The organism is Tsukamurella conjunctivitidis (assembly GCF_007858475.1).
In the GTDB taxonomy this organism is placed as follows: Bacteria; Actinomycetota; Actinomycetes; order Mycobacteriales; family Mycobacteriaceae; genus Tsukamurella; species Tsukamurella conjunctivitidis.
Map to the genome: position 1 here is coordinate 1 of NZ_VIGX01000002.1, position 23,282 is coordinate 23,282.

Below are 23,282 nucleotides of genomic sequence, written 5' to 3' on the forward strand. Positions count from 1 at the left end.
GGCGGGTGCGTCGGTCGCGGGTGCCTCGGCCGCCGGAGCGGCGTCGGCTGCGGGAGCGGCCGGCTTGGCGCCGCCGGGCTTCTTCGGCCCGCCCGGGCGCTTGGCCCCACCCGCGAGGCCGAGGCCGACTGCGGGCTTCGCGGGTGCGGCGGGTGCGTCGGTCGCGGGTGCCTCGGCCGCCGGAGCGGCGTCGGCTGCGGGAGCGGCCGGCTTGGCGCCGCCGGGCTTCTTCGGCCCGCCCGGGCGCTTGCCGCCGCCGGCCAGGCCGAGGCCGACCGCGGGCTTCGCGTCCTTCTTCTCCGCCGGTGCGGCGGGCGCCACAGCGGCCGGGGCGGCCGCCGGAGCAGCCGCGGGGGCCTCGGCAGGTGCCTCGGCGAGGGCGGTGGCACCGTCGGACACCTTGCGGTTGGGGTTGCCGACGACGATGCCCTCGGGAAGGCCGCGCTTGACGGACTCGAGGAGCATCTGGGCGACGTCGACGACCTCGGGCGCGGCGGCCTCGTCGTCCGCGGTCTGGGCGGTCACCCCGTCGGAGAGCATCACGCGGCAGAACGGGCAACCGGTGGCGATCTTCTTGGGCGTGGCCTCGGGCGTCGAGGAGAGGGTGTTGAGGGCCTCGTCGACGCGGTCGATGTTGATGCGCTTGCCGAGCTGTTCCTCCATCCACATGCGCGCGCCACCGGCGCCACAGCACATGGACCGCTCGAGATGCCGCGGCATCTCCTTGAGGGTGGCGCCGGATGCGCCGATCAGCTCACGCGGCGCCTCGTAGACCTGGTTGTGGCGACCGAGGTAGCAGGGGTCGTGATAGGTCACGTCCTCGCTCGGGGGCGCGACGGGCACGAGCCGCTTCTCACGGACCAGCTTGTTCAGCAGCTGCGTGTGGTGGACCACCTCGTAGTCGCCGCCGACCTGCGGGTACTCGTTGCCGAGCGCGTTGAAGCAGTGGGCGCAGGTCACGACGATCTTGCGCTGCTTCGCGGGCACGCCGTCGAAGACCTCGTCGAGCTGCTCGATGTTCTGCTGCGCGAGCATCTGGAACAGGAACTCGTTGCCCGCGCGACGAGCGGAGTCGCCCGTACACGTCTCGCCCTGGCCCAGGACCAGGAAGTTCACGGCGGCCACGTCGAGCAGCTCGGCGACGGCCTTGGTGGTCTTCTTGGCGCGGTCCTCGAAGGCGCCGGCGCAGCCGACCCAGAACAGGTACTCGAAGCCGTCGAAGCTCTCGACGTCCTGGCCGTAGACCGGGATGTCGATGTCCATCTCGTCGATCCACGCGGTGCGCTGGCTGGCGTTCTGGCCCCAGGGGTTGCCCTTGTTCTCGAGGTTCTTGAACAGTCCGGCGAGCTCGTGCGGGAACTCCGACTCGATGAGCACCTGGTAGCGCCGCATGTCGACGATGTGGTCGACGTGCTCGATGTCCACGGGGCACTGCTCGACACACGCGCCACAGGTGGTGCAGGACCAGAGGACCTCGGGATCGATGACGCCGCCCAGTGCGCCGTCCTCGCCCGCGGGCCCGACGAGCGCGCGCTCGGCCTCGGCGCGGGCGTCGGCGGGGATCTTCTCGAGTTTGGCCTCGTCGGGGTTGCCCTCGGCGTCGACCAGACCGATCTGCTCGCCCGACGGATCCGTGCGTCCGCCGGCCAGCAGGTACGGCGCCTTGGCGTAGCCGTGATCGCGCAGCCCCATGATGAGCAGCTTCGGGCTCAGCGGCTTGCCGGTGTTCCACGCGGGGCACTGGCTCTGGCAGCGACCGCACTCGGTGCAGGTCGTGAAGTCGAGCCAGCCCTTCCAGGAGAAGTCCTCGATCTTGCCGGCGCCGAGGTTGTCGACGTCGGGATCGGTGTTCTCCATCGTCAGGACCTTGCCGTTGGAGATCATCGGCTTGGCGGCGCCCAGCGCGCGCCGGCTGCCCAGGTCGCGCTTGAAGTAGATGTTGAAGAACGCCGAGAAGCGGTGCCAGGCCACGCCCCAGGTGAGGTTGCTGCCGACCAGGATGAGGAACATCACGCCCGACATCAGCTTGATGAAGGCGAAGATCGTGACCATCGTCGGGCTCGCGGGGAGCAGCTCGGCGACCTGACGGGTGAAGAAGTCGGTGACGGGGCTGGACTCGCCGGTCATGGCGATCTTGCCGGCCTTCACCATGATCATGCCGAGGCCCTCGAACAGGACGATGGCCTCGATCGTGTACGCGGGCAGGAACTTGCTGCCGGAGAAGCGCGAGAAGAGGGCGGGATTACGCGGGTGCCTGACCTGGCGGACCACGATGAGCACGAGGATGCCCAGGAAGGTCGCGATGCCGAGGAGCTCGTCGAGCAGGTGGTAGAACGGCCACGAGCCGATGACCGGCCAGTGGAACGACGGGTCGAAGCTCTGCGGCAGCGCCTCGAACCACAGGATCATGCCCGCGAGGAAGCCGACCATCACGAACCAGTGGGCGATGCCCACGGTGCGGTTCTTGATCATCTTGGTGTGGGCGAGGAACTCGACCACGACCTCCGCGGCGCGGGGGATGAAGGGGAGCCAACGGTCCTTCGCGGACTGACCCTGGGCGATGATCCGCACCATGCGGAATGCGCCGCGGAAGAAGATCGCCCACGCGACGACGAACGCGACTGCGCCGATCGTGCCGAGGGCGATGTTCAGCGGGGTGATGTCGGACTCGGCGGCGGCCAAATACGTCTGGTCCACGTCGTGCACCTTTCTGCCTCGCGGGCTGGGTAGCCACTCATGTTACTTGCGAGTAACATGAGTGCGAAACCACTGCGTCTGGCATAACGGTAGATCGCGGACCGGGGGGCCTTCTCGCGAAGGTTGACCTAACTACCTGCTCGGTAAGGTGTGGTCATGAGTTCCGTCGTCCCAGCGCTCGCGCGGCCCGTCTCGCGCCTGCGCTCCGTCGTGACGGGCATCACCGGGCTCGGGCCCTTGTATTCGCCCGCGACGGCGCCGTCCGCGCCGGTCGCGATCGCCTTCGGCGCGTCCGTGCGCGGCGGCCGGCCGGGCTCCTTCGTCGAGGGGCGACTCAAGGCGTCGCTGCAGCTCTATCGGCTGGGACAGGTCGAGAAGATCCTGGTATCGGGCAACGCCGGGGGACTCTCCGGTGACGAGATCGCAGTGATGACGGGGTGGCTCCGCGACCACGGCGTGCCGGATTCCGCCCTGCTCACCGACGGTGCCGGGCTCGACACCTATCTCGCCTGCCTCCGTGCGCGGGACGAGTTCGGGGTGGAGCGCGCCCTGCTCGTCTCCCAGTTCTTCCATGCCCGACGGGCCGCCGCCCTCGCCCGGCACCTCGGCCTCGACGCCGACGCCGTCCGCGCCGAGGCCGCATGTACCCGCCGCTCCTGGGTGCGCAACCTCGCCCGCGAGTACTTCCTCTCGCGCCCCAAGGCGGCTCTGGACATCGCGCGGCGCCGCTGATGTGTGGCAGTGGTGGCACGCCGCGTCCTTCGGGGCTTCCTGTGGCGGGGCCGCGCGTCCGTGAATAAGGGCCCGGAGGCTGAGCCGGAGGGGCGGGCCGCGGCCGCGGGTCAGTCGCGGGTGTCGATCCACTCCAGGTAGGCGCTGCCGGCGACGGGCTCGTCGGCGAAGGTGCCGATGTAGGTGTACGCGCCGACGTACCCGCGACCGTGGCCGTACCGGAGCGGGCTGTCGACGGAGCTGTCGATCGTGAGCACCTCGGCATCGCCGTCGCGCACCGTCCATCGGAGGAGCACGGGCACCGACATCGTCCGGCCCAACCCGTCGACGAGATCGCGCGACTCGAGGACCTCCATGCGCACGTCGTCGTAGACCTCGGCCGGCTCGCCGAGGCGCCGCACGTGCGCGAGCCGGCAGGCCATGGCGCCGCGGGCGCGGACGTCCGTGAGCAGGATCTGCGTCGTCGGATCGATGTCGATGATCTGGTAGGTGAAGAAGTCGATCGGCAGCTTGAGCGGGCCGGGGATGGGGCGCCGGGTCAGGGCCTGGTGGCTGCGGATGCGCGCGTACTCGAAGGTGCCGAGGCCCTCGACGTGATCGCCGTCGACGGTGCCGGCGTACGGCGCGGTGAGGCTCAGGTGGTCGTAGACGGGCGTCTTCACGAAGTAGGAGACCTGATCGGTCACTTCGAGTTCGAGGTCGACACTGAACCCGGGGTAGCGCCCGCGCACCGAGACGCGGGGGAGTTCGACGTCGATCGCCAGCTCGTCGCCCCAGCGCAGCTCGGATCCGTCCGCCGCGAAACGGCATTCGGTCGAAGCGTCGTAGGCGCGGTAGAAGTGCTGGTCGTCGTAGGCGGTGGAGGAGAGCACCGTCGTGGTGTGGCGGGCATCGGTCGCGGCCAGATGATCCTGGTCGAAGAGTTCCGCGCCCGAAGCGCCGATCAGAGTCATCGTGTTCACGTACCGGTAGGGCTCGGGCAGATCGGGCACGAAGACGCCGTAGTGCGTGGTGGCCCACACCTTCGAATCGACGTGCGGCCGTAGGATGTCCGGCTGGTCGAACGGGCGACGGGACGCCGCGATCCTGCTGTCGAGCAGGGGGAGCGCCGTGTCCACGACGGCGCGGGACAGAAGAGTGGAAACGATGCGGCTCATGGCATCTCCGTTTCGGATGCGGTCGACGGTGCCGGGTACGAGAAGGCCGCGAGGATGCGGCCCGAGGTGGCGGACAGCTCCGCCGCGGACAGTTCGGGGTTGAGGCGCCACCAGTGCATCGACGCCGAGACCATGGACTCCCAGATGAGCACGGCGGCGGCGCTATCCCGGGGGTCGGCGAGTCCGGCCGAGCGGAGCACGTCGGCGACGGTGCGCGCGGACTGCTCGCGCAGCCGATGCCGTTGCGCGCGCGCCGCATCGCGGCCGGCGCCCGCGGGGAGCGTGCGGTCGTAGAGGAGCGCCCAGTAGCCCGTGCGCCCGTCGAGGGCGGTGAACAACGAGGTGAGGACGGCGTTCGCGGAGCCGCTGAAGAGGGACGACCCGGGGATCGCGGGGGCGGGGGCATCGACGGCCGCGGCAACCGCGTCGAAGACGATCGGGCCCGCCTTCTCGACGCACGCGATGTAGAGCTTCTCCTTGGAGCAGAAGTAGGCCAGCACCAGCGCCTTCGACACCCCGGCGCGGCCCGCGATCGTGGTCAGCTGCGCGCTGGCGTAGCCCGCCCTGCCGAACTCCTCGGCGGCGGCTTCCAGGATGGCGGCGGCGCGAACGGCGCGCGGTACGCCACGGGTTCCGGATCGGCCGGACGTGATCGACGCGGTCATCCGGCCTCCTCTCTCCTGGGCGGCCTGCGGATCAGATATGACCTGTCGGTCACATTAGGTCGCGCTCGGCCGATGGTCAATCGCGCGACGGTGCGGCTTGCTCGGCTAACGGTGTTCGCCTATCGTGAAGCTAACAACGTTAGCCAAGGAGGAAGCGATGAAGTGGATCCTGTCGATCGCCGCGGTGGTCGTGCTGGTGGGAAGTGCGGCCCTGGTGCTGTACCGGGAGCGGACCGTCGAGCGGTCGATCGAGATCGCCGCCCCGCCCGCCGAGGTGTGGCGCGTCCTCGTCGACTTCGACGCGTACCCGCAGTGGAACCCGTTCGTGGTGCACGCCGTGGCCCCCGACGGGCTGGCGGTGGGCCGCGATCTCGACGTGCGCATCCGCGGCCGCGGCTCCGAGACCGGCTTCCGCCCCGAACTCCTGGCAGTGGAGCCCGAGCGTGAGATCCGTTGGGTGGGAAAGGTGCTGATCTCGGGGCTGCTCGACGGCGAGCACTCCTTCCGGCTGGAGCCGGCGGCCGGCGGCACCCGGTTCACGCAGGGGGAGAGATTCCGCGGCGTCCTCGTCCCCCTCGTCGGCTCATCGATCGACGTCGGCGACGGCTTCGACGCGATGAACTCGGCGCTCCGCGATCGGGTGCTCGCTACGATCGCCCGGTGATCCCCGACGACCTGGACCCCCTGCGCTCCGCGACGCCGCGGGCGCGCCAGATCGTTGACGCCGCACGCGGCCTCCTGGAACGCGAGGGCTGGGACCGGGTCACGATGCGCGACCTCGCCGACGACGTCGGGATCCGCGCACCGTCGCTCTACAAGCACTTCGCGAACAAGGACGCGCTCAAGGCGGTGCTGGTGGGCGTCGCGCTCGCCGAGTCGGGCGGGGCGCTGCGGCCCGTCACCGGCGTGTCCGATCTGTTGACCGCCTACCGCGCGGTCGCCCGGGGCAACCCCAATCTGTATCGGCTCGCCACCGTTGGGCCGCTGGACCGGGACGCGCTGCCCGAGGGGCTGGAGGAGTGGTCGGGGGCGCCGTTCTTCGAGGTCACCGGCGATGCGCACGCGGCGCAGGCCCTGTGGGCCGCGGCGCACGGCATGGCGATCCTCGAGATCGACGGTCGCTTCCCCACCGGCACCGCGCCTGACGAGACGTGGGCCGAGCTGGCCCGCCGCTTCGCCTGAAACGTCGTCGTCGCTGAGGCGGCTCCGTGGACGAAGTCGGTGCCCGCGCCGGAAAACGTGTCGAGGTTTCGCGGCGGCCGGGCGTAGGGTGGGGCCCATGAACCGAGGAGGAGTGTCCGGCGCCCTGCGCCACGGCAGATGACCACGCCCCGCAGCCGATCCGTCCAGGACCGGCTGCGCAGCTCTGCCCACACACTCCCTCACCCCGCGTCCGGTCGCGGGGCCTTGTGAAAGACGGTTCGATCATGGATCCCGTATCCCAGCAGCAGATCATCGACGCCTTCCGCGGCGCCACCAAGAGTGAGGTCAAGCGGGTCACCTTCCCCGCGGACTTCGACGACATCGACTTCGGCAAGCTCGAGTTCCTCGGCTGGCGTGACAAGAAGATCCCGCGCCGCGCCTACGTCTCCGTGCCCACCGGCGACGGGTTGGTGACGATCCTGCTCACCCAGGCCGAGGCCAAGCCCAAGGCGAAGGCCATGTGCACCTGGTGCCGCGACGTGAACATCTCCAGCCAGGCGGTTCTGTACACGGTCCGACGGGGTGGTCCCGCGGGTCGCAAGGGCGACACGATCGGCGTGCTCGTGTGCGAGGACTTCAGCTGCGCCGCCAACGCGCGGAAGCTGCCGCCCGCCTTCCACAAGGGCACTGACACCGAACTGATCCGCGAGCAGAACCTCGCCGACCTGCGGCGCCGGGTGAACGGTTTCGTCGCCGAGGTGCTCAGCACGGAGGACTAGCGGCGGGCTACCGGTACAGCGGCTTGCCGTAGTTCGGGTTGTTCCCCGTGGGGATCTCGATGTTGATGGGCCGGAACTCGCCGAGGTACAGCAGCTCCAGAGTGTTGGCGAGCTGATCGAACTGGCGGTAGATCTCCGGCGGCATGGCTGTCTGCGTGAGCACGCCCTCGCGGATCGCGACGTACGTCGGCCAGCCCGCGGTGAGCAGGCCCTGCAGCAGTGGCTGCCGGGGCAGCTGCATCCAGTCGGTCAGTTTGTCGCCCAAGGAGTACCGGGTGAAGGCCTCGAGGGAGGGGCGGGAGAGGATCGTGCCGTCGACGGATCTGCCCAGATCCATCAGCATGCTCGCGATCTTCACCCCCTCGGGCGTCGGGCCCATGATCGAGTCGAGATCCACCTGTGCCTGCCTCTCGGCCTGGTCCCAGCTCGACGGGATGTACGCGTCGTCGATGCCCAGCATGTGGCCGTTCACCTGCCACGAGTGCAGGAGCCCTTCGGTTTCGTCCTGCGGCAGGTGGACGCCCCAGTTGCGCATGATCCGCATGCCCATGGTCGCCAGGCTGTGCCAGGTGACCATCATGTCGGCCTGCGAGATGGGCAGGGGTTGCTTGTTCACCTTGCGCCAGTGCGGGGACTGCGGCAGCAGGTGTCGCACGGCGCTGTGCGTGAGCCGCACCTTGACCGCGGTCGTCGCGGCGCGGCCGCTGGGGCCGTAGGCGCCGACGGCGATCTGGTCGTAGACCAGGCGGTAGGTCTTGGCGATGCGGTCCTTCATGTCCGCGCCGCCGGCGGACCAGTACACCGCCTGCGACTCGCGGGGGATCACCGACATCATGACGCCGCCCGAGAAGCCGATGATGACCGACAGGTACAGGCTGCGGGTGGTGTAGAACTTGTCGGCGCCCTTGAGGAGGCGCCGGTCGAGCCAGTCCGGGAGTTTCCGGGCGTGCTCGATGAAGTCCCGCACGTCCGATGGCATTCCGGCCGGGACCGGCTGGTCGTTCGTCTGCCAATCCGCGAGTGCCCGGTTGACCCTGCCCGCGTCTCCCCGTTCGAGCACCGACTTCATGAGCTGGTCGCACTCGGTGTCCCACGTCCGTTGCGGATCCGGCGTGCCGTCCGTGCGGACGCCCGGCGCCGCGGAGACGAGGCCTGTGCCGAGCGTCCCGCCCAGTGCCGCGACGCCCGCCGCGGCCGCGCCCACGCCGGCGGCGCGGAGCGCGCCCCGCCGGCTGATTCCGTCGTGCCCCAGGATCCCGCTCACACCCACGCCCTCTCGCCCATGATCTCGGCGTAGGGTAGCGAGTAGGTGTTGCTATTGCAATGTCGTGGTCATTCCTTGGCTTGGGGCAGCTTCGCGCCCCGGGGCGACACCCGCCCCGCGGACGGCGGCGGCACCATCGGGCCGATGTCCCCGTCGGGAGCGGTGTCGATGTCGAGCATCACGGGGGCGTGGTCCGACGGTCCTTTGCCCTTGCGGGCCTGCCGGTCGATCCACGCCGCGGCGGTGCGGTCGGCGACCTCGCCACTGGCGAGGATGAGGTCGATCCGCATGCCGAGGTTCTTGTTGAACATGCCGGCGCGGTAGTCCCAGTAGGAGAACACCTGCTCGTCCGGCCAGCGCTCGCGCACGACGTCCCGCAGGCCGAGCTCCGCAAGTGCCGCGATGGCCGCGCGCTCGGGCGCGGTGACGTGCGTGTGTCCGTCGAAGGCGGCCGGATCGAAGACGTCCTCGTCGGTGGGGGCGATGTTCATGTCGCCGCAGACGAGCTGGGGCACGGTGTCGGCCTTCACCTGGGCGACGAGGGCGGCGAGCCACTCGAGCTTGTAGCCGTAGTGGTCGGAATCGATCTCCCGGCCGTTCGGCGTGTACAGCGAGTGCACGCGGATGCCGGGGTCGCCGTCTCCGGCCCCGCAGACGCCCGAGATCGCGCGGCCCTCCGTGATGCCGTCGAAGACGGGCGCTCCGGGGATACCGACGATCACGTCCTGCAGCCCGACCTTCGACAGCAGCGCCGAGCCGTTCCACTGCGGCTGCCCGGCCGTGGCGAACTCGTAGCCGCGCTCTTCCAGATCGGGCCCGATGAGGGTGGCGAAGGCGTCGTCGGTCATCTTCAGTTCCTGCAGGCAGACGACGTCCGGCCGGCGCGAGTCCAGCCACTCCAGCAGCCGCCCGTGCCGCTGCTTGACCGAGTTCACATTCCAGGTGGCGACGCGCATGCATCCACCGTATCGGGGTGCCCTGACAGGTCCCGCGACGCGGTCGGGACACTGGAGGCATGGATTCGAGCGAGCGATACCGCCGCGCCGCCGTCGCGGCCTCCGCGGTGGTGATCCGCGACTACTCCACCTCCTTCTCCCTCGCCGCGCGTCTCATGCCGCGGCGCGTGCGTGACCACATCACGTCGATCTACGGGTTGGTCCGCGTGGCCGACGAGGTCGTCGACGGTGCCTGTCCCACCGATCCGCGCGCCCACCTCGATGCGCTCGAGGGCGCCGTCGAGCGCGCGATGGAGGAGGGGTTCAGCGCGAACCTCGTGGTGCACGCCTTCGCCTGCACCGCCCGCGCCACGGGTTTCGGGACGGAGCTGACCAGGCCCTTCTTCGCGTCCATGCGCGCCGACCTCGAACCCGCGCCGCATACCGAGGAATCGCTCGCCGAGTACATCCACGGCTCCGCGGAGGTCGTCGGCCTCATGTGCCTGCGTGCCTACCTGGTGGGGGTGGCACCGTCGGACTACGAACGGCTCGCGCCCGACGCGCTCCGGCTCGGCGCCGCCTTCCAGAAGGTCAATTTCCTGCGCGACCTCACCGACGACGAGCTGCGGCTCGGACGGGCCTACCTCCCCGAGCTCACGCAGCGCGCCTACGACGATGCGCTCGACGACGCCGCCGCCGACCTCGCCGCCGGGCGGGCGGGCATCGCGCGGCTGCCGGGCGATGTTCAGCGGGGCGTCCGGGTCGCCGCCGACCTCTACGCCGAGCTCCTGCGCCGCCTCCGCGCCGCCGGCCTCGACGGTGCGCGGTCCGGCCGGATCCGCGTCCCCACCGCGACGAAGGCGGCCGTGATCGCCCGCTCGCTCTCGATTTCCCGATGATGCGGTAGTCGCCCGGAAAGCCGTGCGTTCTGCGCATGTCTGGTGCATCTCCAGTTCAGAAGCTGTTTCTCGAAGTGGTGACATGCGTTCCGCGCATGGGCTCCTCGACCGACGGTATTGCCCGCGAATATGGCGCCTGCTATACCTAGATACAAATTCGATCTAGGTAGGAGTCGAGATGGCGGTGGACGACTGGCCAGAGGGCGACCGGCAGTGGGCAGGGGAGTACATCCTGGGACTGTTCAGGGCGGGCGTTCCGGCGGGCGCGACCGTGACGCGACAGACGGAGCTCATCGCCGCGGCCGAGGCCGCGGGTGCCCCGGCGGTGGAACTGTTCGGAGATCCCGGCGAGGCCGCCCGCGCCGATGCCCCTGATCTCATGGATGCCGACGCCGTAGCGGCGGACGCGGACGAGATCGGCTTGCGGAAAACGCTTGTGTACGGCGGTGTTGCGTTGATGTTCATGGGGGTGATCGCTGCGATCATGGTCGTTATCGATGGCGCAGGAGCGGTCGATGTCACCGTGGGGATGACCGTCGTGATGGTCGCCATCGTCGCCGCGCTGCTGCTCGGGATAGCGGCGACGAACCACTTCCGTGCCGGACGCCTGACGTCCGCGAAAGTGCTGGCGGTACTCGCGGTGACGGCCGTCGTGGTCGGTGGATCGCAGGTCGCCTGGCCGGGTCGTGACGTCATCCTGATGGATGGTCTTCCTCGATGGGCGGCCGCTCTCGCCCTGCTCGGTCCCGGTGTCCTCGCGATCATCGTCGGACGAATGATCCCGGAGCGCGTTCCACAGGATTCGTGGACTGACGAGGAGTGGTTCGACCGTTTCCGGGGTGTGCTGGTGTCGAAGCAGGTTTCCCCTGCGGCCGCGCGCGAACACGAGCGTTCGCTACGAGACGGGCTGGCGGTCCCGGCATTCGAAGAATACGGCCGCCCGGACGTCCTCGCGCTCCGTCTTGCCAGTGAAGATCCGGCGGCGCCGAGTCGTCGGCAATGGTGGGGCGCCGCGGGCTGGTTCGCCTTCGCTGTGCTCCAGGCGACCTTCATCCCCGGCGAGACGGGCGCGTGGCTCGTCGTCCGCATCGCGTTCACGATCGGGTTGCTCGCGCTCGCCGTGCGCAGTGCACTCCGTGCACGAGCGGCGGGACCGGCGTCACGGGCGACGGCGTGAGCACCGCGGCCTGGCAGCGGGCGACGTTGCCGCTCTTGATCCTCGGCGTGCTGGAGACGGTGCCGCGGCACGGCTACGGCGTCTCGGCGGCCCTCGTCGAGGTGGGACTGCAGCCGATCAAGGGGGCGCAGCTGTACCCCGCGCTGGTGAAGCTGGAGACCGACGGATTCATCGCCGCGTCCTGGGAGGCCGGCGATACCGGGCCGGCCCGCAAGGTCTACGAGCTCACGGACCTCGGTCGCGCCGAACTCGGGCGGCTGCGGGAGGAATGGCGCGCGTTCACCGCCGCGGCCGCCGCGCTCGGCGCCACGCCCACTCGTTGAGACACCGCGATCCCGCTTCCCGCTATCGCTGCCGACACCTCATAGCGTTGCAACGTTATGAAGAGTCGGAAGTGATCGGTGGACTGCGGTCCGGCGGGTGAGCTCGAGGAAGTTGCACTCCGGGTACGCCGTAACGAGCGTCAGGTGATGCGTGCGACGCATCGGGAGGAACTCCGAAAGCGCTCCCCTGAACTGCGTCGATGACGGTATGCGAGAAACGCATAGCCTCCGCGTGCGACATACCCCGCAGCCGGCCGCAGCGGAGACGGCGAATCGCCACCTGCGCGGCCTCCGATGGCGGCGCCGCCCGCGCCGCGCGCCCACGGGCCGTGAGCGGCTCCGCGACTACTGCGATGCGGCCTTCGGCAGCTCCGACACGGCGTTGCGGTGCAGGAAATCGGTGATGAGCGCGGCGAACTCGCGGGAGCACTCGAGCTGCGGCATGTGGCCCACGCCGGGCAGGAGGTGCGTCTCCGCGTGCGGGATGAGCTTCCGCGCGGCGTCGAGGTGCTTGGGCGGGAGGATGCGATCCCGGTCGCCCCACAGCACCATCGTCGGGCGCGGCGTCGTGGCGATGGTCCGGTGCAGCTCGTCCCGCCACTCCTGTCGCACGCCGCCGAGTACGGAGCCGAGCGAATCGGCGGTCTTCCACGCCGTGAGGCCGGCGTCGGTCTCGCGCGCGATGGCCATCGCGTGATCGATGCGCGCGCGGGTCGCGAAGGACTTGTCGGCGAAGATCAGGCGCTCCTGCACGATCGCGCCGGGACGGCTCGCCGTGGTCGCGATCAGCTTGCCCAACACCGGGATCCCCAGCAGGCGCAGCAGCGGCGTGACCTCCTTGCCGAAGCCGGCGGGGTCCGCCAGAGTCATCGTCGCCACCAGGTCGGGGCGCTGCGCGAGCAGCATCATGGTGACGGCGCCGCCGAGCGAGTTACCGGCCACGTGCACCGGCTCCGAGACCTCGAGCGCGTCCAGGAGCTCGGCCACGCCGCGGGCGAGAGCCGCAAGCCCGGCACCGTCGGGATGGGGCGCGGACCAGCCGTAGCCGGACAGGTCCGGCGCGATCAGCCGGTACTCGCCCTCGAGTGCTTCGAAGGTCGGGTCCCAGTCCTCCAGGCTGCGCGTGATGCCGTGCAGCAGAAGCAGGGTGGGCAGGGTCTCGTCACCGGAGACGCGCACGCGCACCCAGCGGCCGTTCACGGGGATGCTGCGGATCATCGGTTGGCCTCGATCCACTCGAAGGTCGCCTCCGCGAGCGGGCCGGGGTTCTGCGCCACCACCCAGTGCCCGCCGGGCACCGAGACGTGCCGCGACTTGGGCGACTTCTCCAGGCCGGCCAGCTGCAGCGGCGGCGTCACGAACAGATCGCCCTCGGGCGTGACCACCTGCACGGGCACCGACGTCGTCGCATCGGTCGGCTTGAGGAAGGGGCCGGGCATGTTGGCGCGGTACAGGTTCAGGCCGTTCGTGAAGTCCCGGTCGCTGCGCGTGTAGCCCTCGGCCGTTCTGCCGCCGGTGCCGCGCTTCTCCAGCGTCTCGATCAGCTTCTGGCCCCAGCCGCGCTTGTAGAGCGAATCCGCCAGTCCCGGAACGAGGAAGAACGGGATGTACGTCGAGCCGGCGGCTTGACGCAGACGCGCGGGCACGTCCTTCGCGCTGCGCACGCCCTGCAGGTACTCGCCGGCGTGGTTGAGGTTCGGCCCGGACACCGACGTGTACGAGGCGGTCTTGTCGGCCACCGCGGGATCGACGACCGCGTGCCAGCCCTGGATCGAGCCCCAGTCGTGGCCGATGAGGTGCAGCTTCGACCGATCGCCGCTGACCTCGCGCACCGCGTCGATCACGCGGGAGACGTCGGAGATGAGGCGGTCGAACCGGTAGCCGGCCTTACCCGCCGGTGCCTCGGACTCGCCCGCGCCGCGCACGTCGTAGGTGTAGACGTTCGCCCGGCCGTCGAGCGCGGCGGCGACGCCGTCCCAGACGTGGTGGTTGTCGGGGTAGCCGTGGATCGCGAGCACCGTCGGGCGGGCCGCGTCGTGGGTGCCGTAGCGGAAGCCCGCGAGGGTCAGGCCGTCCGATGTGGTCACGTCGAAGCGGTGCTGGTCAGTCATGGTGTGCGCCTTACAGATCGATGGTGAGATGGTCGCCGGCAGCGCGCGAGACACAGGTCAGCATCTGACCCTGCTCGCGCTCGAAGGGCGTCAGGGTCCGGTCCCGGTGGTCGACGACGCCCTCGGTCACCGTCATCCGGCAAGTGCCGCAGAAGCCCTGCTTGCACGAGTACGGGGCGTCCGGCCGGGCCTTGAGGATCGCGGCCAGCAGGGTCTCGTCGGCGGCCACGTCCAGAGTCTGTCCGGACTTGGCGAGGGTGGCGGTGAAGGGCTTACCGTCCACCACCGGCGGGGCGGAGAAGCGCTCGTAGTGCAGCTCGACGTCCGTGCGGCCGATCAGGCCCACACGCAAGGACTCGAGCATCGGGATCGGGCCGCAGGCGTAGAGCGCCGTGGGGCCGGGGGTGTCGCCGATGAGCACGTCGGCGGTCGGAATGCCGTGCTCGTCGTCGGTGCGGACCTCGACCTTGTCGCCGAACCGCGCGACCTCGGCGATGAACGGGATCGTGTCGGTGGAACGGCCGGTGTAGAGCATCGACCAGCTCAGGCCCAGGCGCTCCGCGGCGATCATCATGGGCAGGATCGGCGTGATGCCGATGCCGCCCGCGACGAAGCGCAGGTGCTCGGCCGAGGAGCCGTGGCCGGGGACGGCCATCGGCATGCCGTTGCGCGGGCCCTTGACGGTCACCGTCGCACCGACGTGCAGCGTCTCGTGCACCTCGACGGAACCGCCCCCGCCGCCCGGGATCCGGCGCACCGCGATGCGGTAGGTCTCGGGGTCGGCGGGGTCGCCGCACAGCGAGTACTCGCGCATGCGGCCCGAGGGCAGCAGCAGGTCGAGGTGCGCGCCGGGAGTCCAGCGGGGCAGCGGGGTGTCGTCGGCGGAGACGAAAGTCAGTGCGACGACGTCCTTGTCGTGCGCGACGATCTCCCGTGAGACGACGCGCAGATCGCGGCTCGCGCTGGGCTCGGCCAGGTTCCGCGGCTTCATCAGGTGCGCGAACGCGGGAATGGTCACGCCGAAGAAGGCGTTGGCGAAGCGCAGCAACGGGTCGCGCTTCCAGCGCCCGTACAGGTGCGGGGGGATCTCGGTGACGGGCTCGCCCCAGGGCCGGAAGACCGACGGTGCCTTGCGCTCGCCCGTCATCCGTTGGCCGCCCGGGCGGCCGGCGACGTGGCGAGGTACGCCACGGCCTGTGCGGTCGACCCGATCGACGCGGGATCGAAACTGGGCTTGAAGTAGATGAGCGTGAACTTCACGACGTCGCGCAGCTTCGGCAGGATGTTCTTGTGGGATCCCTTGAGGTACTCCCACCACAGGCGAGGGTAGGAGTAGCTGAAGTTCGGGTCCTTGCGGAGCATGTAACCCGACGTGCGGTGCAGCGCCAGGATGAGGAAGACGATGCCCACGATCATCGCGCGGCAGCGGTGGAAGTAGCTCGGGTCGAAGTAGTTCGCCACGTCGTGCGCGACGGACCGGTGCTCGACCTCTTCCGCGCCGTGCCAGCGACAGATGTCGGCCATCGTCGGATCGACGTTGTAGTCGTCCCAGGCGTTGTTGAGCGCGAAGACGCCGAGGATGGCGGTGTAGTGCTCGACGGCCGCGATGAGCCACAGCCGCTGCACCATGTCGTTGTACTGCGCGCGGTCGGAGTGGTAGGTCCGCGGCGCGAGGATCTTGCGGAAGATGTACTCGAACTGCCGCGCGACGGGGGCGGTGTCGATCCCGCAGCGCTGCAGGTACTCGGAGAGCGCCCGGTCGTGCGATTCGGCGTGCATCGCCTCCTGGCCGATGAAGCCGCGCATGGTGCGCGCGAGGTTCTCGTCCTTCACGTACGGCAGCGCCTCGGTGTAGACCTCGCAGAACCAGCGCTCGCCCTCGGGAAGCACGGAGTGCAGGATGCTGCTGATGATGTCGCTGGCCACGGGCTCGCCGGGGATCCATTCAAGGGGCACGTTCTCCCAGTCGAACTCCACGTTCCGGGCGTGGATCTCGACCTCCGCGGGCTCGTGCTGCTGCGCCGATGTGCGCGAACTCATCGTCCGACTCCTTCCACGGGGTGTCTTGACATTCAACACCCTGATGTCCAGTGTGCGCCACCCGCGGTGAGAGCGCTCGGCTCGAAACCTATCACTTTCCTGCACCCATGCAGAACTGCTTGCGGGCCCGTTGTGACGGCGCTAACGTACAACCTGATGGTTGTAGATGAACTGGATGCGGATGAGGCCGACAGCCTCTTCCACGCCCTCGCGGATCGCACCCGGCGCGACATCGTCGTCCGCGTGATCGAGCGGGAGTGCTCCGTCTCGGAGCTCGCCCGCGGGTACGCGATGAGCTTCGCCGCCGTGCAGAAACACGTCGCGGTGCTGGAGCGGGCGCACCTGGTCGTCAAGACCCGACGGGGCCGCGAGGTGCTCGTCGGGCCGGACGTCGCGACCATCGCGCGCGGCAGCCGCCTGCTGCGTCGCTACGAGGACCTCTGGCGGGGGCGGGTGGCCCGGATGGACGCGCTGCTCGACCCGCCGATCGACCAGGACTGAGGAGTTCCGCCATGCCCGTGCTCACCACCGGCGCCGATCGTGAGGCGCTCAAGTTCACCCTCGAAGCCGAGTTCGCCGCGTCCCCGGAGCGGGTCTGGCAGCTCTGGGAGGATCCGCGACTGCTGGAGAAGTGGTGGGGCCCGCCCACCTGGCCCGCCACCTTCGTTCGGCACGAGTTGCGGCCGGGCGGTGAATCCCGCTACTACATGACCGGACCCGACGGCACGAAGGCCGGCGGCTGGTTCGCGACGGTGTCGACCGACGCCCCGTCGACCTTCACCTTCCGCGACGGCTTCGCGGGCGACGACGGTGAGCCCGTCGACCCCGAGGACTACTCGACGAACACCGTCGTCCTCGCGCCCGAGGGCGCGGTCACGCACATGACCCTCACCGCGACCCACCGCTCGCTCGAGCAGCTCGAGCGGGTGCTGGAGATGGGCATGGAGGAGGGCATGACGGAGGCCATGAACCAGATCGACGCCCTCCTCGCCTGAGCTGTGATGGATCGTGCCCGCCCAGCGGGCACGATCCATCACACGTGCTCGGTCACTCCCAGAACGAGCGCTGCGCCGCGACCGCCCAGGCCGTGACCCGGCGGGTGTCCGCCCGTTCGGGTAGCGGGCTCCCTCGATCGAGCAGCCCACGGATCTGCTGCTCGAGCACCGTGATCGTCGCCGAGACGGCGTCCCGGGGGACCTCGCCCCGCTTCACGGCGAGCACGTGCTCGCGCTGCTCGGGCGGCATCGGCAGGGTGAGCGTCGCGAAGCGGGCGATCTCGTACCCCTGGTACGCGAGTCGCAGGGCGTGGCTGCCGTACTTCACATCCCAGCCGTACCGCTCCACCAGTTCGGGTCGATTCGGCACGCCGCTCGCCCGGCCGAGCATCCGCTCGTGCTGCGCGTGCATGTAGCCGAGGAATCGCTCCACTGCCTGCCGGGACAGGAACGCCGCGCGCAGGTCCCGGAGCGACCGCCCGAGGTCGGTCACCGTGATCACCGATTCCTCGGGCGCGTAGAGCGGGAGGAGCACCGTCGGGTTGCCCTTGACGGCCAGCCGCAGGTACTTCCGCAGCGAGTACATGACCAGGTCCGTATCGCCGGGGCCGCTGCGCACGCCCTCGGGCTGCGTCCGCCAGATGTAGTCCGCGCGCGGCTCCTCGACGCCGAGCAGGAACTCCGGCGGCTCGAGGTAGACACCGAGCTCGTCGTGATCGTCCGTGCCCGCGATCGCGATGCCGTGCACGCCCGAACCCACGACGGTGCGCAGGATCTCACCCTGCAGCGCGACGTCGCGGTTCCCGTACTCGACATTCTTCCGATCGGGCATGCCGAGCACGGTACGACTCTGCGGAAGTCCGCTCCACTGAATTTCGTTGGGCTCGCGCTGCGCGGTAGTGCAGACTACCGGGGTGTACCTGACCATCTCCACGACGCACGTCCCCGCCACCGACCTGGGCTTCCTCCTGCACAAGCATCCCGACCGCGTGCAGGAGTTCCGGCAGCCCTTCGGTACGGCGACGGTGTTCTATCCGGAGGCCGGCGAGGCGCGCTGCACCGCCGCGCTCCTGCTCGAGGTGGACTCCACGGAGCTGGCGCGCCGCCGCCGCTCCACCCCCGACTTCTCGTTGGGTCAGTACGTGAACGACCGCCCGTACGCGGCCTCGTCGCTCCTCGCCTCGGCGATGGCCGACGTCTTCCGCAGCGCTCGCGGCGGTCAGGGCGGCAGCCGACAGGCTTTGGCGGACAGCGCGATACCGCTCGAGATCGAGATCCCCGTACTGCCCTGCCGCGGCGGCCCCGACCTGGCGCTGCGCGTCTTCCGCCCGCTCGGCTGGGAGGTGCAGGCGGAGCCGATTCCGCTCGACGACGCCTTCCCCGACTGGGGCGACTCGCGCTACGTCCGTCTCCGGCTCGCCGGGACGGTGCGGCTGGCGGACGCGATCAACCAGCTCTACGTGCTGCTCCCGGCGCTCGACGAGTCGAAGCACTACTGGCAGAGCGGCGACGAAGTCGACAAGCTGATGCGCTCGGGCGAGGGCTGGCTCGCCGGGCACCCCGAGCGGGAGCTCGTCACGCGCCGCTACCTCGGCCGCGGGCCGGGCCTGGCGCGGGAGGCGCTCGACCGGCTCGCGGAGCTCGACGGCACCGTCGGCGAGGACGAGGTGGACACCGGGCCGGACGGCCCGCCCACCCCGCTCAATCTGCTCCGTCACGAGGCGGTGCACCGCGTCGTCGTCGAGAGCGGCGCGGCCTCCGTGATCGACCTCGGCTGCGGGCCGGGCCAGTTCCTGGACCGGCTGCTGAAGACACAGGGTGTCGAGAAGGTCGCCGGCACCGACGTTTCCGTGCGCTCGCTGCAGCACGCGGCCAAGCGCCTGCACCTCGACGGCATGACCGAGCGGCAGCGCGAGCGCATCGATCTCTTCCAGGCAGCGCTCACCTACGAGGACCCGCGGCTCGCCGGCTTCGACGCCGCGGTGCTCATGGAGGTGATCGAGCACGTCGAACCATCGCGGCTCGGCGCGCTCGAGCACGTGGTCTTCGGCGCCGCCAGGTCCGGCACCGTGATCGTGACCACCCCCAACCGCGAGTACAACGCGCTCTACCCCGACCTCGTGGGGATGCGGCACCCGGACCACCGATTCGAATGGGACCGTGCCGAATTCGCGCGCTGGGCCGGCGGCGTCGCCGGCCGGTACGGCTACGCGGTGCGGTACGACGGCATCGGCGACGTCGACGCCCACCGCGGCACCCCCACCCAGATGGCGATCTTCACCCGGAAGGAGTCGACCGATGACTGACACCCCGATCGCGGTCCCCGCCGCCGGCCTCGTGCTGCTCGTCGGCGTCTCGGGCAGCGGCAAGTCGACGTTCGCCCGCACGCACTTCCGTGCCACCGAGATCGTGTCCAGCGATACGTGCCGCGGGCTCGTGGCGGACGACGAGAACGACCAGGCCGCGACGGCCGACGCCTTCGACCTGCTGCACCACCTCGTGGGGATCCGCCTGCGTCGCGGCCTGCTCACGGTGGTCGACGCGACCAACGTGCAGCGCCCCGCCCGCGCCTCCCTGCTGCAGGTGGCACGCGATCACGACGTGCTCACGGATGCGATCGTCTTCGACCTGCCGGACGAGGTCGCGGTCGAACGCAACCGAATCCGGACCGACCGCACCTTCGGCCCGCAGGTGATCACCCGCCAGGGACGCGAGCTGCGCCGCTCGCTCAAGGGGATCAAGAAGGAGGGCTTCCGCCGGGTCCACGTCCTGCGCGATGTCGCGGCGGTGGACGCCGCCGCGATCACCCGCGAGCGGTCCTGGAACGACCGCACCGAGCTGACCGGGCCCTTCGACGTGATCGGCGACGTGCACGGCTGCGCCGCCGAGCTGCGGTCCCTCTTGGGGGAGCTCGGCTGGCAGGTGCGGGACGACGGAGCCGAGCACCCGGAGGGCCGGACCGCCGTCTTCGTCGGTGATCTCGTCGATCGCGGCCCGGACACGCCGGGGGTGCTGCGCCTCGTCATGGGCATGGTCGCGGCGGGAACGGCGCTGTGCGTCAGTGGCAATCACGAGTCGAAGCTGGCCCGCGCGCTGCAGGGCCGGAAGGTCACGGTGGCGCACGGGCTCGAGCAGTCCCTCGAGCAGCTCGCCGCCGAGTCCGCGGAGTTCCGGTCGTCGGCGCTCGCCTTCATGGACGGACTGCTCAGCCACTACGTGCTCGACGGTGGCCGGCTGGTCGTCGCGCACGCCGGTCTCAAGGAGGAGTACCACGGGCGGGCCTCGCGCCGGGTGCGGGCCTTCGCGCTGTACGGCGACACCACCGGCGAGACGGACGAATTCGGTCTCCCGGTGCGCTACCCCTGGGCCCGCGACTACCGCGGCGCGGCGGCGGTCGTCTACGGGCACACCCCGGTCGAGGAGCCGCGGTGGGTCAACAACACGCTGTGCATCGACACCGGCGCCGTCTTCGGCGGCGCGCTCACCGCACTGCGCTACCCGGAGCGCGAGATCGTCTCCGTACAGGCGGAGTCCCAGTGGTACGAGCCGACCAGGCCGGTCGTGGAAGAGGAGCCGGAGGACGACCGCGGCGAGTCGGTGATCCGGATCGACGACGTCGCCGGAACCCGGTGGCTGGCGACCCGCACGGCCGGCCGGGTGAAGATCGAGGAGGAGAACGCCGCCGCGGCGCTCGAAGTGATGAGCCGGTTCGCGGTGGACCCGCGCTGGCTGATCCACCTGCCCGCCACCATGTCCCCGGCATCGGTGGCGAAGGCCGACGGCTACCTGGAGCACCCGGAGCGGGCCTTCGAGGACTACGCGGCGTGGGGCGTGCGCCGGGTGGTGTGCGAGGAGAAGCACATGGGATCGAGGGCCATCGCGGTGATCGCCCGCGACTCCGCCGTCGCCGCCCGCCGCTTCGGGATCAGCGACGGCAGTACGGGCGCCGTGTACACCCGGACCGGGAGGTCGTTCTTCCAGGACTCGGAGGCGCTCGTCGACCGCGTCCGCACCGCCGTCGCGCCCCTGTTCGACCGGCTCGACACCGATTGGCTCGCACTCGATTGCGAGCTGCTGCCGTGGTCCGCGAAGGCGGGGGAGCTGATCCGGTCGCAGTACGCGTCCGTGGGCGCGGCGGCGGGCGCCGCGTTCCCCGCGGCGCTCGCCGGCCTCGACGGCGCAGCGGCCCGCGGCCTCGACGTCGCGGCACTGCGGGCGCGGACCGAGCGCCGGGCGCGCAGCGCCCAGGACTTCCGCGGCGCGTACGCCGGGTACTGCCGTCCCACCGACGGCCTGGACGGGGTCACCATCGCGCCGTTCCAGGTGCTGGCAGTGGAGGGGAGAGTGCTCGTCGGCGAGCCGCATGAGTGGCACCTCGCGCAGTTCGACGCGCTCGACGACCCGTTCCTGACGCGGACGGGGCGGCGGACCGTCGACCTGGGAAGCGAGGCCGACCGCGCCGAGGCGACCCGATGGTGGACCGAGCTCACGGAATCCGGCGGCGAGGGCATGGTGGTCAAGCCCGCCGAGCCCGGCGGCAGCCGGAAGTCGCAGCCCGGCCTCAAGGTGCGCGGGCGGGACTACCTGCGGATCATCTACGGTCCCGACTACCTGGATTCCCTGGATGCACTGCGGGATCGGAACCTGGGCCGCAAGCGGAAGATGGCGATCACGGAGCACGCCCTGGGCCTGGACGCGCTGACCTCCTTCGTGGAGGGCGAGCCGCTCTGGCGCGTGCACCAGGCGGTCTTCGCGGTGCTCGCCTCGGAATCGGAGCCGGTGGACCCACGCCTGTAGGCGGGCGCGCTCGTGACGAATCGGCCGATTTCGCGCCGGCGATCGCCATGAGCGTTCCCGTCGCGGAATCGGCCGGTTTCACGAGGAACCGAGCGCCTCCGCAGCGAGCCGGCCGGAGATGAGCGCGGGCGGCACGCCCACCCCGGGATGTGTCATCGAACCCGCGAGCACCGCGTTGCCGATGCCGGGCACGCGCTGCGGGCGGCGCAACGGCCCCGTCTGGGTGAGCGTGTGTGCTGCGGCGAAGGGCGTGCCCGCGGACATGCCCTGTCGCGCCCAGTCCGCGGGGGTGTCCACCCGAAGCGTCTCGGCGTCGGCGATCCCGCGGTAGCCGCGGCCCGCGAGGGTCCGCAGCACGTCGCGCACGTAGTCGGGGCCGATCGAATCCCATTCCAGCAGGGCCGATTCCAGGTTCGGGCACGGCGCGAGGACGGAAACCGGGGAGTCCTCGCCGGTCGTGACCGAGGGCCGCGTGATCAGGAACGACGGATCGCTCATCAGGCGGCCGCGCCCCCGCGTCGCGGTGATCTCCGCGAAGGTCTGTTCCCACGCGGCGCCGAAGTCCAGCGTGTGGTGCGCCTGCGTGGGCCAGTGCTCCTGCAGGTCGGGATCCACGTCGAGGTGCACGACCACCGCCGACGGCGAGAGCCGCACGCGCCGCGGCGCGCGGCCGCCCAGGGGCGCGATGAGCCGGTCCGTGATCGGGGCGTCGGCGGTGAGCACCACCCCGTCGAACGGGAGCTGCCGCACGCCGGCCTCCGAGCGGGCCCGGAGCCCGGTCACCCGGCCGCGCCGGCCGTCGAGGCCGAGCACCTCGTGCCCGAGGAGGACGGTGCCCCCGGCCCGCTCGAACTGCCGCGCCATGACCTCCGCGACGCGGCCCATCCCGGCCCGCGGGTACCAGACGCCCAGGCCCACATCCATGTGCGAGATGACGGCGTACACCGCGCGGGCCGCCGACGGTGCCACCCCGGCGTAGAGCGCCTGGAAGGTGAGCATGCGGCGGGCGCGCGGATCGTCGACGCGGCGGTCCACCTGATGCTGCATCGACCGCAGCGCGCCGAGGCGCACGAGCCGGCCGAGCGCGGCCAGGTCGCGCGGGTTCACATACGAGCCCCACGCCGCGTCGCCGCCGATGAACCGCTCGTAGGCGGCGTCGAACATCGCCTCCTGCCAGCGCATGTGGTCGTCGACGGCGAGGTCGTCGGGCACGTGCAGCACGCCGGCCGGGCGACCGTCGAGAGCCGGGAACCGCCCCGCGTACGCGGGCGTCACGGGCAGCAGGTCCAGCTCGGCCTCGGCGGCCTCGCGATCCAGTCCCGCGGCGGCGAGGGCGTCGAAGACCAGCTCGGGCATCGTCAGCACGCTGGCGCCCGGATCGACGGGGTGCCCACGGAGGTGCTCCGTCCCCGCGCGCCCGCCGACCTGCGCCGACCGCTCCACGACGGTGACCCGATGGCCCGCCCCGAGCAGGTGCAGCGCCGCCGACAGTCCGGACAGTCCCGCCCCGATGATTCCGATGTGCACGGGACGAGTCTAGGAAGTGCCTGGAATGACATATTGCAATG

General features: G+C 70.6%; 22 protein-coding genes. 11 read left to right on the forward strand and 11 right to left on the reverse strand.

Annotated features, from left to right (window positions below):
- The coding region (locus FK530_RS03795) for a (Fe-S)-binding protein (protein WP_166443259.1) at window positions 1-2,661 on the reverse strand (2,661 nt) is incomplete at its 3' end.
- A gap of 192 nt (window positions 2,662-2,853) precedes the next feature.
- On the opposite strand from FK530_RS03795, the gene FK530_RS03800 reads away from it, so the two are divergent.
- The gene (locus FK530_RS03800; RefSeq protein WP_146485660.1) at window positions 2,854-3,429 is read left to right on the forward strand and encodes a SanA/YdcF family protein; all 576 of its coding nucleotides are present in this window, start codon (window positions 2,854-2,856) and stop codon (window positions 3,427-3,429) included.
- A 110-nt stretch (window positions 3,430-3,539) separates the two neighbouring features.
- On the opposite strand, the gene FK530_RS03805 is transcribed toward FK530_RS03800, so the two are convergent.
- Window positions 3,540-4,586: a DUF6670 family protein gene (locus FK530_RS03805; RefSeq protein ID WP_146485661.1), complete on the reverse strand. Its 1,047-nt coding sequence runs from the start codon at window positions 4,584-4,586 to the stop codon at window positions 3,540-3,542.
- Window positions 4,583-5,251 carry a TetR/AcrR family transcriptional regulator gene (locus tag FK530_RS03810; RefSeq protein ID WP_146485662.1) on the reverse strand — a complete coding sequence of 223 codons (669 nt, stop codon included), beginning with the start codon at window positions 5,249-5,251 and terminating at the stop codon, window positions 4,583-4,585. The genes FK530_RS03805 and FK530_RS03810 overlap by 4 nt, the downstream gene beginning before the upstream one ends.
- A gap of 157 nt (window positions 5,252-5,408) precedes the next feature.
- Here FK530_RS03810 and FK530_RS03815 point away from each other — a divergent pair, with 157 nt between their 5' ends.
- The 3 genes from FK530_RS03815 (at window position 5,409) to FK530_RS03825 (ending at window position 7,173) form a co-directional block, all read left to right on the forward strand.
- Window positions 5,409-5,915 (forward strand): SRPBCC domain-containing protein, encoded by a 507-nt coding sequence (locus tag FK530_RS03815; protein WP_146485663.1) that lies wholly within the window; start codon window positions 5,409-5,411, stop codon window positions 5,913-5,915.
- A complete protein-coding gene (locus FK530_RS03820; protein ID WP_158645019.1) occupies window positions 5,912-6,433 on the forward strand; it encodes a TetR/AcrR family transcriptional regulator in 522 nt (173 codons plus the stop codon). Before FK530_RS03815 ends, FK530_RS03820 begins: the two co-directional genes overlap by 4 nt.
- Before the next feature lie 245 nt (window positions 6,434-6,678).
- On the forward strand, window positions 6,679-7,173 hold the full coding sequence (locus FK530_RS03825; RefSeq protein ID WP_146485664.1) for an FBP domain-containing protein: 495 nt from the start codon (window positions 6,679-6,681) through the stop codon (window positions 7,171-7,173).
- Between the two features lie 7 nt (window positions 7,174-7,180).
- On the opposite strand, the gene FK530_RS03830 is transcribed toward FK530_RS03825, so the two are convergent.
- Window positions 7,181-8,437, reverse strand: coding sequence for an oxygenase MpaB family protein (locus tag FK530_RS03830; protein ID WP_231706491.1), 1,257 nt, complete (start codon window positions 8,435-8,437; stop codon window positions 7,181-7,183).
- A gap of 68 nt (window positions 8,438-8,505) precedes the next feature.
- Window positions 8,506-9,393, reverse strand: a complete 888-nt coding sequence (locus FK530_RS03835; RefSeq protein ID WP_146485665.1) for an exodeoxyribonuclease III — start codon at window positions 9,391-9,393, stop codon at window positions 8,506-8,508.
- Window positions 9,394-9,452: 59 nt separating this feature from the next.
- Here FK530_RS03835 and FK530_RS03840 point away from each other — a divergent pair, with 59 nt between their 5' ends.
- The 3 genes from FK530_RS03840 (at window position 9,453) to FK530_RS03850 (ending at window position 11,771) form a co-directional block, all read left to right on the forward strand.
- Window positions 9,453-10,271: a phytoene/squalene synthase family protein gene (locus FK530_RS03840; RefSeq protein ID WP_146485666.1), complete on the forward strand. Its 819-nt coding sequence runs from the start codon at window positions 9,453-9,455 to the stop codon at window positions 10,269-10,271.
- A gap of 178 nt (window positions 10,272-10,449) precedes the next feature.
- Window positions 10,450-11,448, forward strand: coding sequence for a hypothetical protein (locus FK530_RS03845; RefSeq protein ID WP_146485667.1), 999 nt, complete (start codon window positions 10,450-10,452; stop codon window positions 11,446-11,448).
- Window positions 11,445-11,771, forward strand: a complete 327-nt coding sequence (locus tag FK530_RS03850; protein ID WP_146485668.1) for a PadR family transcriptional regulator — start codon at window positions 11,445-11,447, stop codon at window positions 11,769-11,771. The genes FK530_RS03845 and FK530_RS03850 overlap by 4 nt, the downstream gene beginning before the upstream one ends.
- Window positions 11,772-12,116: 345 nt before the next feature.
- On the opposite strand, the gene FK530_RS03855 is transcribed toward FK530_RS03850, so the two are convergent.
- From FK530_RS03855 to FK530_RS03870, 4 genes are read right to left on the reverse strand one after another with little or no spacing between them, the layout of a single operon-like run.
- A complete protein-coding gene (locus tag FK530_RS03855) occupies window positions 12,117-12,989 on the reverse strand; it encodes an alpha/beta fold hydrolase (RefSeq protein WP_146485669.1) in 873 nt (290 codons plus the stop codon).
- Complete coding sequence (locus FK530_RS03860; RefSeq protein ID WP_146485670.1) at window positions 12,986-13,882, reverse strand: alpha/beta fold hydrolase; 897 nt, start codon at window positions 13,880-13,882, stop codon at window positions 12,986-12,988. Before FK530_RS03860 ends, FK530_RS03855 begins: the two co-directional genes overlap by 4 nt.
- Before the next feature lie 10 nt (window positions 13,883-13,892).
- Window positions 13,893-15,029 carry a PDR/VanB family oxidoreductase gene (locus tag FK530_RS03865; RefSeq protein ID WP_146485671.1) on the reverse strand — a complete coding sequence of 379 codons (1,137 nt, stop codon included), beginning with the start codon at window positions 15,027-15,029 and terminating at the stop codon, window positions 13,893-13,895.
- The gene (locus tag FK530_RS03870; protein WP_146485672.1) at window positions 15,026-15,922 is read right to left on the reverse strand and encodes a metal-dependent hydrolase; all 897 of its coding nucleotides are present in this window, start codon (window positions 15,920-15,922) and stop codon (window positions 15,026-15,028) included. The genes FK530_RS03865 and FK530_RS03870 overlap by 4 nt, the downstream gene beginning before the upstream one ends.
- Before the next feature lie 156 nt (window positions 15,923-16,078).
- Between FK530_RS03870 and FK530_RS03875 the strand changes: the two genes are divergently transcribed.
- Together FK530_RS03875 and FK530_RS03880 are read left to right on the forward strand one after the other, a co-directional pair.
- A complete protein-coding gene (locus FK530_RS03875; protein ID WP_146485673.1) occupies window positions 16,079-16,423 on the forward strand; it encodes an ArsR/SmtB family transcription factor in 345 nt (114 codons plus the stop codon).
- A gap of 11 nt (window positions 16,424-16,434) precedes the next feature.
- A complete protein-coding gene (locus FK530_RS03880; RefSeq protein ID WP_146485674.1) occupies window positions 16,435-16,917 on the forward strand; it encodes an SRPBCC family protein in 483 nt (160 codons plus the stop codon).
- A 52-nt stretch (window positions 16,918-16,969) separates the two neighbouring features.
- On the opposite strand, the gene FK530_RS03885 is transcribed toward FK530_RS03880, so the two are convergent.
- Entirely contained in the window at window positions 16,970-17,749 is a 780-nt protein-coding gene (locus FK530_RS03885) for a nucleotidyltransferase domain-containing protein (protein ID WP_146485675.1), read from the reverse strand.
- 82 nt (window positions 17,750-17,831) lie between these two features.
- On the opposite strand from FK530_RS03885, the gene FK530_RS03890 reads away from it, so the two are divergent.
- Both FK530_RS03890 and FK530_RS03895 read left to right on the forward strand, forming a co-directional pair.
- Window positions 17,832-19,223 (forward strand): 3' terminal RNA ribose 2'-O-methyltransferase Hen1, encoded by a 1,392-nt coding sequence (locus tag FK530_RS03890; protein ID WP_146485676.1) that lies wholly within the window; start codon window positions 17,832-17,834, stop codon window positions 19,221-19,223.
- The gene (locus FK530_RS03895) at window positions 19,216-21,714 is read left to right on the forward strand and encodes a polynucleotide kinase-phosphatase (protein WP_146485677.1); all 2,499 of its coding nucleotides are present in this window, start codon (window positions 19,216-19,218) and stop codon (window positions 21,712-21,714) included. Before FK530_RS03890 ends, FK530_RS03895 begins: the two co-directional genes overlap by 8 nt.
- A 78-nt stretch (window positions 21,715-21,792) precedes the next feature.
- On the opposite strand, the gene crtI is transcribed toward FK530_RS03895, so the two are convergent.
- Window positions 21,793-23,241, reverse strand: a complete 1,449-nt coding sequence (gene crtI, locus FK530_RS03900; RefSeq protein WP_146485678.1) for a phytoene desaturase family protein — start codon at window positions 23,239-23,241, stop codon at window positions 21,793-21,795.
- Window positions 23,242-23,282 lie beyond the last annotated feature (41 nt).

Bases quoted from the DNA above. Each gene is read 5' to 3' on its own strand.
- FK530_RS03800 (WP_146485660.1), top strand. From the start codon at position 2,854: ATGAGTTCCGTCGTCCCAGCGCTCGCGCGGCCCGTCTCGCGCCTGCGC.
- FK530_RS03805 (WP_146485661.1), bottom strand. From the start codon at position 4,586: ATGAGCCGCATCGTTTCCACTCTTCTGTCCCGCGCCGTCGTGGACACG.
- FK530_RS03810 (WP_146485662.1), bottom strand. From the start codon at position 5,251: ATGACCGCGTCGATCACGTCCGGCCGATCCGGAACCCGTGGCGTACCG.
- FK530_RS03815 (WP_146485663.1), top strand. From the start codon at position 5,409: ATGAAGTGGATCCTGTCGATCGCCGCGGTGGTCGTGCTGGTGGGAAGT.
- FK530_RS03825 (WP_146485664.1), top strand. From the start codon at position 6,679: ATGGATCCCGTATCCCAGCAGCAGATCATCGACGCCTTCCGCGGCGCC.
- FK530_RS03835 (WP_146485665.1), bottom strand. From the start codon at position 9,393: ATGCGCGTCGCCACCTGGAATGTGAACTCGGTCAAGCAGCGGCACGGG.
- FK530_RS03840 (WP_146485666.1), top strand. From the start codon at position 9,453: ATGGATTCGAGCGAGCGATACCGCCGCGCCGCCGTCGCGGCCTCCGCG.
- FK530_RS03845 (WP_146485667.1), top strand. From the start codon at position 10,450: ATGGCGGTGGACGACTGGCCAGAGGGCGACCGGCAGTGGGCAGGGGAG.
- FK530_RS03855 (WP_146485669.1), bottom strand. From the start codon at position 12,989: ATGATCCGCAGCATCCCCGTGAACGGCCGCTGGGTGCGCGTGCGCGTC.
- FK530_RS03860 (WP_146485670.1), bottom strand. From the start codon at position 13,882: ATGACTGACCAGCACCGCTTCGACGTGACCACATCGGACGGCCTGACC.
- FK530_RS03865 (WP_146485671.1), bottom strand. From the start codon at position 15,029: ATGACGGGCGAGCGCAAGGCACCGTCGGTCTTCCGGCCCTGGGGCGAG.
- FK530_RS03870 (WP_146485672.1), bottom strand. From the start codon at position 15,922: ATGAGTTCGCGCACATCGGCGCAGCAGCACGAGCCCGCGGAGGTCGAG.
- FK530_RS03875 (WP_146485673.1), top strand. From the start codon at position 16,079: ATGGTTGTAGATGAACTGGATGCGGATGAGGCCGACAGCCTCTTCCAC.
- FK530_RS03880 (WP_146485674.1), top strand. From the start codon at position 16,435: ATGCCCGTGCTCACCACCGGCGCCGATCGTGAGGCGCTCAAGTTCACC.
- FK530_RS03885 (WP_146485675.1), bottom strand. From the start codon at position 17,749: ATGCCCGATCGGAAGAATGTCGAGTACGGGAACCGCGACGTCGCGCTG.
- FK530_RS03895 (WP_146485677.1), top strand. From the start codon at position 19,216: ATGACTGACACCCCGATCGCGGTCCCCGCCGCCGGCCTCGTGCTGCTC.